We start from the raw sequence: 8,455 nt of genomic DNA, 5'->3' as shown, positions 1-8,455 counted from the left end.
ACGAAGAAACCCCCTGACCAGGGCATTCGCCTACCTGCCGGAGGATTTGCCATCGCCATTCGGGCCCGGGCCCCGTAAAGGCAACGGCATTGGGTGCTGGCCGGGCAACACCGGCGAGTCCGCGTTGATCCGCCAGGTCAAGGACGAGATGCGGGACTGGACCCTGTCCAAGATCGTGTGGGTTGCCGACCGGGGCTTCGCCTCCGCGGCCAACCGCCGCTACCTCCGCTCCGGCGACCACCACTACATCATCGGCGAGAAGCTCCGCTCCAACTCGCCCGAGATCAAGGCAGCGTTGTCCCGGCAGGGCCGCTACCAGGACATCGCGCACAACATGCGCGTCAAGGAAGTGAAGGTCTCCGAAGCCGAACGCTTCGTGATCTGCCACAACCCCGAAGGCGCCACCCGCGACGCGGCGATCCGCACCCAGCTGATCACCCAGCTCACCGAGCTGATCGAGGGCAGCGACGCACTGTCGGACTGCAAGCGCGGCGAGTTGCGCGGGAAGATCGCCGCGAAGCCCGGCCTTAACCGCTACCTGCGGACCACCCCGGCCGGCAAGCTCCGCATCGATGCCACCAAGGCCAAGGCCGAGGCGAACCTGGACGGGAAGTACCTCCTGCGCTGCAGCGACCCGAAGCTCTCGGCCGAGGACATCGCGCTGGGCTACAAGCAGCTCCTCGAAGTCGAGCGCGGCTGGCGTGACATGAAGCAGATCCTCGATCTCCGCCCGGTCTACCACCGGCTCGAAGAACGTATCCGCGCCCACGTCATCCTGTGCTGGCTCGCCCTGCTGCTGATCCGTATCGCCGAGACCACCACCCAGGCGACCTGGCCCACCATCCGCCGCGAACTCGACCGGCCCCGCCGGCACCTTCCGCCAGCTCACCGAGCTCACCCGCACCCAGCGCGACCTACTGAACAAGCTCGACATCCCCGCCCCCAAGAAGATCGTCGAGCTCACCCCCGAAACCCGCTGACCAGCCACAACCCCCACGCCTAGAGACACGCCCCCACAGCGTGTCCAGACGCGTTTCCCCAGCTCACAGCACGATTTGGCGCTCTAGGCGCCGCGAATTATGCGGAACGCAGGCCTGGAGCCGGTCATTCTCGGCACGCAGTTGCTCGAGCTCCTTGTCGCGGGGGTCGGCCGCCGGACGTCCGCGGGTTTTGGCGAGTCCGGCCGCGGCGCCGGCGTCCCGCGAGCGGCGCCAGTCAACGATGTGCGACGAGTGCAGCCCGTACCTGCGCAGCACCTTCCCCCGCTCGCCCTCGGGGGCGGCCTCGTACTCGGCGAGGACCTTCATCTTGAAGTCTGCGGTGAAGCTGCGGCGCTTGGCCTTGGCGGGGACCTGGGGATCCGGGCGGGGGGTCACTCCTCCAGCATCCCCTGCCCGCCCGGCTGAGGTCAGAACGGTCATCGGTACAGCACTACTCGTCTCTCCGCCCAGTCAGATGTTTCCGGGTTCTCCCCGACTCACCTGAGGTTGTCACAGAGGGCCGGCCGGGACTGCTCCGGCGCTGGAATGATCCTGGCCAAGGGGGACATATCAGGCGTCTGAAGGTTCCGGTGGTGCGGTTCGCTGTCCGGCCGTGGGCGAGGCTTCGGTCAGGTCGGCGCCGTGGTCGGCGTCGCGTCGGGTGGACTCGGTGCCATACCAGTCCAGGCACATCACGGTGGCGTCGTCGTGCAGGAGCCCGCCATGGGCCTGGACGACGTGCTCGATCAGGACACGGGCGGCCTCGCGCGGGTGCAGGTCCTGTGTGCTCTCGATGAGGGCGGGCAGATCGAGGTCCGCTGCGCCGCGCTCCAGCATCCCGTCGGTGAGCATGATCAACCGGTCCCCGGCCTGCAGGTCCAAGCTCTGGACCGTATACGCGTGCGGGGCTATGAATCCGAAGGGCAAGTCGATGGACGGCACGATCTGCTCGACCTTTCCCCCGCGCAGGCGCAGGGGCCAGGGGTGGCCGGCGTTGATGAACTCGGTTCGACCGTCGTGCAGGCTGATACGCAGCAGTTGCCCCGTGACGTAGCGGCCGCCGCTGTGCTCGACCACGGCCTGGTCGGCGGTCTGTGCTTGTCCGGCGAGGTCGGCTCCCTGCCTGCGGGCGCGGCGCAGGGAGCCGACGAGGAGAGTGGCGAGGAGGGCGGCGTCCACGTCGTGGCCCATGGCGTCGGTGACCGACAGCTGGACGTGGTCGCGGTCTATGACGTAGTCGAAGGTGTCGCCGCCGACGAACTCGGCGGGCTCCAAGGCGCCGGCGACCGCGAACTGTGCGGCTTCGCAGGCCAGCGATGAGGGCAGCAGCCGGTGCTGGATCTCGGCGGCCAGGCTCAGAGGGCTGGTGCGCCGGCCCCACTGGTACAGGTCGGTGAAGGGCCGGTTCGCGATGATGATGTATGCCAGGGCGTGGGCGCTCCGGCTGATCTTCAGCAGGGTCTCCGGGTCGGGGTGGTGGGGCAGATAGAGCTCCAGCAGCCCGATCGCGTCCCCGCGGTTGGTGACCGGTGCGATCACCCGAGTCCAAGCGCCGCCCCTTACGGTCTCCACATGCGGTTGTTGGGTCCGGATCACCTTGTCGTACACGGTGCCGGAGACGGCGATCGGGTCTGCGGGACGCTCCAGGTCGATGTCGTCCGCGGTGCCCAGGCGGACGACAGAGGTGCCGGTGAAGTCGGTGATGAGGAATGACACGGACCGGGCTCCGAGCTGTCTTCGCAAAGTAGCGCCGATGACGTCGACGGACTCCACCGGCGGCGCGGCCTCCGCTGCAGCCAGCGCCTCACCCAGTCCGTCCATTCCGCTGTCCCGCATGGGAGCGCCCTTCCAGCCAGCGTGCCGCCCCAGTATGTGCCGGTGACACGATTTTTCGGCGAGCACGAAATGGCAAGCTACTTTACCCAGGAAACGGGCTCGCCATTCAACATTCGGCCGCGGGGCGTGCCGACGCCGCTCTGCCTGTTCTCGCTGCGGCTGTTGCGCACAGGCAGGGCCGTTCGGCCGTCCTGGGTACCGGGTCTGTACCCCACGTGCCGCTGCGGCGACACGTGGGGCCGGTCCCTGGTCAGTTCAAGGGCGAGCAGGGCGTTGTCTCGTTGTTGGGTGCGTGGGTGTCTGATGGCGTGTCGGGGCGTGGTGGGGCCCGGGCGCCGGCCTGTGGTCAGGCCGTGGTGGGCCGGCTGGCGGCGCCGGTGATCTGGTCCCAGATGGCGAAGCGGTTGGTTATTTCGGTTCGGTGGTCGCAGGCGGCCATCAGGTGGCGGCGGGGCCGGAAGTGGGGTGAGATGCCGCTGAACGCGGACAGGGACCGCTGTGCTCCACCGATGCTGCGGAAGCCCTTCATCGCGCGTTCGCGCTGCCGAGTGGGCTGGTGGGAGTTCGCTTTCCTGCGTACTGCTGATACCGCGTACTGCTCGGTGACCTGTTGAAGCGTCACCCTCCGACAGCCAGCCCCGTCGCCCGTCCTGCACCTGCTCTGGCTTAGAACCCCACTGCCGGACCTCCCGGTGCGCGCGCCCGCAGCCGACGCCTTCACCGAGGAACCACTCACCAACTTCACTGCTGGGTCCTGCGAACTGCACATACCGGTAATGCCACCGCATGAGCGCGGTCCTTTTCACGGCGGCCCCTGATCACTGCGGGCCACCCGGTCCGGCCGCCAGTCCCGTCGCCGTCCTGCAACCGCCCTGGCTTCGAAACTCCACCACCGCACCGCCCTGCCACCTGCAACCACCTGTACTACTGCCCGGCAGTTCGTGTCTGCCGGGCCCTGCTTCCTTCTGGCTACGAGAGAAACCATAACCAGACCACCCACCAATGTCTACTCCAGCGATCACAGATTTTTAGGGCCTAGCCGAAGAGGTAACCTGCCTCCCATGCCCTGCATCCGGCCTCCCTCCGAAGACCCATTCCCCTTCGCGGCGCGTCGCGGAGTCCGGACACAGGGCGCCCTCAGCAGACGGCCTGATGTGCTGACGGAAGCCGGACCCTCACAGATGGGTCTGACTTGTCCGATGGCGGGCACCGGCTTCACCAGGGAGGTTGCCCATGGACAGCGCAACACCAGCGTGAAACGGATCGCCGATAGGGAATGCACCCCCAGGCGGGTGCAATGAGTTTTCTGCTGCTGGAGACCGAGGACGTGGCGTGGCTGCGCGACGACCTCACCGGTGCGCGGGGGGCCGCTTCACGGCTGGCCGAACAGGTCGGGCTGGACGAGCATCGCCGCGGCGAGGTTGCACTCGCGGTGACCGAGGCGGCCTCGAACCTGGCCAAGCACGCCGTCGCCGGGGCGATCCTGCTGCGCATCGTGCGAACCTCTCAGCGCGCCGGCATCGAATTCCTGGCCGTGGACAACGGGCCCGGCATGGCCGATGTGGCCGGCTCCATGCGGGACGGCCACTCCACCGCCGGCACGCTGGGCATCGGACTGGGAATGATCGCCCGGCTCGCGGACACCTTCGACCTGCACTCCCTCCCCGGACAAGGCACCGTGATGCTGGCACGGTTCTGGCCCCGCGGCACCCGGCTTCGCCCCCCAGACGCAAGCAACGACCGAGCAACCTCGGTGGTGGAGGGGGTGACCAGGACCATCAGTGGCGGGCAGCAGTGCGGAGACGGCTGGGCAGCCCGCTGGGACAGCAGCAAAGCATCGTCGCAAGCAGTCCTGGTGATGCTCTGTGACGGACTCGGCCACGGGCCTCTGGCCCGAAGGGCCACCCTCACAGCGCTCCGCGCCTTCCGTGCGAGCACCAGCAGCTCGCCCGAAGAAATCATGACCGACATCCACCAGACCCTGGCCGCCACCCGCGGCGCCGCCGTCGCCGTGGCCCGCATCGAACCGGACCTGAATCAGGTGTCGTTTTGCGGGATCGGCAACATCAGCGCCGCGGTCGTCACAGCAACATCCAAGAGCAGCCTGCCCTCACGGCCAGGGACCGCCGGACACCAGATACGCACCCTGCGCACCACCACCCACCCGCTGCCCCAAGGCAGCGCACTGATCATGCACTCCGACGGCCTGACCGAACGCTGGCACCCCGAAACCATTCCCGAACTCCTGAACCACTCCCCCGCCGTGATCGCCGCCCGCCTCCTGCACACCGCCGGCAAACAGCACGACGACGCCTCAGTCATCACCGCCCACGGACTGTGGTGACCAACAAGCCACCGGCCCTCGCTCCCGTGACGCGATAGCCCCGCAAAACGTTTATGCGGCCGTGCACGGGCACTTCCTGCCCGCCGCCTCCGTGGTCTGGGACGCCTTCTCGCCCGGGGTGCGGGCCAAGAACCAGCGTGCAGCGGCCAGGGAAACCCACGGAGAACACGGAACTGGCTGTATCGACGTCACACGACAGCAGTTGTCGACGGCCTCGGGAGGCGCTCGCCAGGCCCGGATCTCGATGTCGACGAGTACGGGAGGCACCCGTCGGCGCTCGGCAACGGCGGGACGACGACCGCAACCTGCGCCCGTAGCCAGCGCTTTTGTCCCGTGCCCCGGAGGAGCGGCAGACGGCGTCTGGCCGGTCGACACCGAGCTGCTGTCCGAAGCCATCGATATTCGACACGGTACACGCCTCCCGAACTGCCCGAGAAACGCTGCTCCTCGTCATCCACAGAGCCAGGTGTCCGCTGACATCGAACCCAGCCCGACGGCGATCCCTGACATCGAACCCAGTCGCCGCAGGTCGCAGGGCTGGACACAGGACGGACGCCGCGCCGCCGCCTTGACAGCGAAGTTAGTCGCCGCAGGTCAGCGGCATCCGGTGGACTGAGTTCGATGTCAACGGACACCAGGCAGCTGCGCTCTGCGGTAGTGAGGAGGTGGGTGAACGCCGCGGCGCGCATGAGGGGCTGGGCCCAGGGGGGCATGGGGTGGGTGGTGCAGCCTTGGCGCACGTTGTGGCGGTCGTGGAGGGCCAGGGTGGTGCCGTCGAGGGCGAGGACGGGACGGGACCCGTGACCATGTTCGGGACGTACGCGAGCCTGGGTGTCCTGGCGGAGGCGTTCGAGTCAGGCCGATCAGCCTTGTAGGGAGCGTGTCGGGGCCGGGCCGTCCGTCGCGAACGGCTCGGCTCCACGTCCCGCAGCGGCCCTGAGTCGCATCAGTCGAGGGCGTGGCTGCGGCCGGTCTGCAGGATCTCGTCGGAGAGATTGGGCTCGACGTGGCGTACGGCGCGGGCGAGCATCAGCGCGCCGACCATTTCGTTGAGCAGGCGGATGGCCCTGTGGCGGGCCTCGGCCGGGTCGCGCTCGTGGCCTTTGTCCTCGGCTTCGCGCAGGAACTCGGTGGTGAAGCCGGTGAGGTATCCCTTGACGCCTTCGGCGTACGCGCTCTGCACGGTTTCGCTGTGCCGTCCGGCGTCGGTGGCCAGGGAGACGGAGGGACAGCCGCCGTCCGGGGCGTCGCGGTGCGCGGCGGACAGATAGTCGGCCACGACCCGCTCCAGCGGAGAGCCGGCCTGGCCCGGACCGTCCTCGATCGCCTGGGCCAGGACCGCGAGCGAGATGGCGTAGGAGGCGCTGCACACCTCTACGGCCAGGTCGTTCTTGGAGGCGAAGTGGTTGTAGAAGCCGCCGTGGGTGAGTCCGGCTTCCTTCATCAGCTCGGCGATGCCGACGGCGTCGATGCCCTGCGAGCGGAACATGCGGCTTGCCGCTTCGAGGATGTTCTGCCGGTTGCGGGCCTTGTCCTGCTTGGTGATCCGCGGCATGGCCGTCCTCTCGCGTCGTTCTCGGTTTGACATTTTTAATGATGCCTCTCATCATAACAGGAGTTGTAATGATGCCCATCATTAATAGCTTGTGGAAAGGGAGCGTCATGCGCGCCATCGCCTACGACCAGCACGGAGAAGCCGGGCAGGTACTGCGCCTGAGCGAGCAGCCGGCCCCTGCTGCGCCCGCGGCCGGGCAGGTGCAGGTGCGGGTGCTGTCCCGGCCGATCCACCCAGGCGACCTGGCGGGAGTGGAGGGCCTTCCCGGTTGGCCGCGGCAGCGGTTCGCCTCACCGCGGATTCCCGGCGTGGAGGGAATGGGCGTCATCGAGACCGTCGGCGCGGGTGTGCAGGACCTGCGGCCCGGCCAGCGGGTGGCGTTCTTCCCCGTGCCGGGCGCGTGGAGCGAACTCGTCACGGCGCCGGCCGATCTTGTGGTGCCGGTACCCGACGATCTCAGCGACGAGACCGCGGCTTTGATGCTGGTCAACCCGCTGACCCTGCTCTCCTTGCTGCGGGCGGTCGAGGACGCCCAGCACGGCCAGGCCGGTCCGGTGGTCCAGACGGCCGCCGGTTCGTCGGTGGGAAAGCTGGTCAGCGCCGCGGCACTCAAGCACGGCATCCCGCTGGTCAACCTGGTACGCAGCGCCACGGGGGCGCAGGCCTTGCGGCAGCGCTTCCCCGGACTGCCGGCCATCTCGACGGCCGACGCGGACTGGCGCACTCAGGTCAAGGACGCGACCGGCGGCCGGGGTGCCCAGGTCGTACTGGACGCGGTGGGCGGATCCCTGACCGGTGAGCTGGCCGGGCTGCTCGCCGACGGCGGCACGCTGATCGCCTATGGAGGGCTCGGCTTTGGCAGTACGCCGCTGGAGTCGCTCGCGCTGACCCCGCGGGCCCTGACCGTGCGGGGCACGTCCGTCCTCCAGTGGATGGCCGCCCGCTCGCCCGGGGAACGGGCCGAGGACGTGGCCTTCGCCGCGCGTCTGGCCGCGACCGCCCCGGAACTCTTCGAGGTCGCCGCCGGCTACGACCTCGCCGACTTCGCGAAGGCCATCGACCATGTCCGCCGCCCCGGCAGGAGCGGAACCGTCCTGCTCACCAGCCCCGCACCCTGAACCCCACGAAGGGCACCGCCATGAAGATCGGAACGCTCGGCGCCGGAACCGTCGCCCAGGCCATCGCCCGGCACGCCGTGGCCCACGGCCACCAGGTCGTACTGAGCAACGGCCGCGGCCCGGCCTCCCTGGCCGGCCTCGCCGACGAACTCGGACCGCTCGTCCACGCCGGCACCCCGGAGGAAGCCGCCGCGGCGGAACTCGTCGTGCTCGCAGTCGGCTGGCCCCAGATCCCGGACGCGGTGGCCGGCCTGCCCCCCTTCGACGGGCGCATCGTCATCGACGCCACCAACCAGTTCACCTCCCCGCCCCCGCCCATGAAGATCGCCGACCTGGGCGAGCTGACCGGCAGCGAACACGTCGCCTCCCTGCTGCCCGGAGCCCGCGTCGTCAAGGCGTTCAACACCCTCTACGGCCAGTACATCGCCGCCGATCCGCGCCACCGGGCCGGACGCCAGGTGCTGTTCCTCGCCGGTGACGACGCCGACGCCAAGACCACCGTCAAGGACCTCACCGCCGCCTTCGGCTTCGCCCCCGTCGACCTCGGCTCCTTGCGCGAGGGCGGACGTCTCATGCAGCTCGGCGGGCCGCTCTCCGGCCTCCACGCCCTCAAACAGGACTG

At 68.9% G+C, this 8,455-nt stretch carries 8 protein-coding genes and 1 pseudogene; 5 read left to right on the top strand and 4 right to left on the bottom strand.

The annotated features are described in order from the left end of the window. The coding region (locus ABZV34_RS35505; protein WP_356286174.1) for a transposase at nucleotides 1–1,003 on the top strand (1,003 nt) is incomplete at its 5' end. A gap of 40 nt (nucleotides 1,004–1,043) precedes the next feature. On the opposite strand, the gene ABZV34_RS35500 is transcribed toward ABZV34_RS35505, so the two are convergent. The 3 genes and pseudogenes from ABZV34_RS35500 to ABZV34_RS35490 all read right to left on the bottom strand — a co-directional run. Then, nucleotides 1,044–1,421 carry a transposase gene (locus ABZV34_RS35500; protein WP_356286171.1) on the bottom strand — a complete coding sequence of 126 codons (378 nt, stop codon included), beginning with the start codon at nucleotides 1,419–1,421 and terminating at the stop codon, nucleotides 1,044–1,046. A 129-nt stretch (nucleotides 1,422–1,550) separates the two neighbouring features. Next, complete coding sequence (locus ABZV34_RS35495) at nucleotides 1,551–2,816, bottom strand: PP2C family protein-serine/threonine phosphatase (protein ID WP_356286168.1); 1,266 nt, start codon at nucleotides 2,814–2,816, stop codon at nucleotides 1,551–1,553. Nucleotides 2,817–3,162: 346 nt separating this feature from the next. Continuing rightward, nucleotides 3,163–3,399: pseudogene (locus ABZV34_RS35490) on the bottom strand (IS6 family transposase); the annotation flags it as partial. A gap of 714 nt (nucleotides 3,400–4,113) precedes the next feature. Between ABZV34_RS35490 and ABZV34_RS35485 the strand changes: the two are divergent. Next, a complete protein-coding gene (locus ABZV34_RS35485; protein ID WP_356286165.1) occupies nucleotides 4,114–5,160 on the top strand; it encodes an ATP-binding SpoIIE family protein phosphatase in 1,047 nt (348 codons plus the stop codon). Between the two features lie 731 nt (nucleotides 5,161–5,891). Then, nucleotides 5,892–6,035, top strand: a complete 144-nt coding sequence (locus tag ABZV34_RS35480; protein WP_356286162.1) for a hypothetical protein — start codon at nucleotides 5,892–5,894, stop codon at nucleotides 6,033–6,035. Between the two features lie 71 nt (nucleotides 6,036–6,106). Here ABZV34_RS35480 and ABZV34_RS35475 read toward each other — a convergent pair whose 3' ends face one another. Beyond that, nucleotides 6,107–6,715: a TetR/AcrR family transcriptional regulator gene (locus ABZV34_RS35475; protein WP_356286159.1), complete on the bottom strand. Its 609-nt coding sequence runs from the start codon at nucleotides 6,713–6,715 to the stop codon at nucleotides 6,107–6,109. Nucleotides 6,716–6,822: 107 nt separating this feature from the next. On the opposite strand from ABZV34_RS35475, the gene ABZV34_RS35470 reads away from it, so the two are divergent. Both ABZV34_RS35470 and ABZV34_RS35465 read left to right on the top strand, forming a co-directional pair. Continuing rightward, on the top strand, nucleotides 6,823–7,833 hold the full coding sequence (locus ABZV34_RS35470) for a zinc-binding dehydrogenase (protein ID WP_356286156.1): 1,011 nt from the start codon (nucleotides 6,823–6,825) through the stop codon (nucleotides 7,831–7,833). A 20-nt stretch (nucleotides 7,834–7,853) separates the two neighbouring features. Beyond that, on the top strand, nucleotides 7,854–8,455 hold a 602-nt coding region (locus ABZV34_RS35465; protein ID WP_356286153.1), incomplete at its 3' end, for an NAD(P)-binding domain-containing protein.

Source organism: Streptomyces sp. NPDC005195, assembly GCF_040608315.1.
Lineage (GTDB): Bacteria > Actinomycetota > Actinomycetes > Streptomycetales > Streptomycetaceae > Streptomyces > Streptomyces kaempferi.
This window is presented reverse-complemented; position numbering and strand designations above follow the sequence as displayed.

Excerpts from the sequence above, each read along its gene's own strand:
- ABZV34_RS35495 (WP_356286168.1), bottom strand. The coding sequence starts at position 2,816 with ATGCGGGACAGCGGAATGGACGGACTGGGTGAGGCGCTGGCTGCAGCG.
- ABZV34_RS35500 (WP_356286171.1), bottom strand. The coding sequence starts at position 1,421 with ATGACCGTTCTGACCTCAGCCGGGCGGGCAGGGGATGCTGGAGGAGTG.
- ABZV34_RS35470 (WP_356286156.1), top strand. The coding sequence starts at position 6,823 with ATGCGCGCCATCGCCTACGACCAGCACGGAGAAGCCGGGCAGGTACTG.
- ABZV34_RS35485 (WP_356286165.1), top strand. The coding sequence starts at position 4,114 with ATGAGTTTTCTGCTGCTGGAGACCGAGGACGTGGCGTGGCTGCGCGAC.
- ABZV34_RS35475 (WP_356286159.1), bottom strand. The coding sequence starts at position 6,715 with ATGCCGCGGATCACCAAGCAGGACAAGGCCCGCAACCGGCAGAACATC.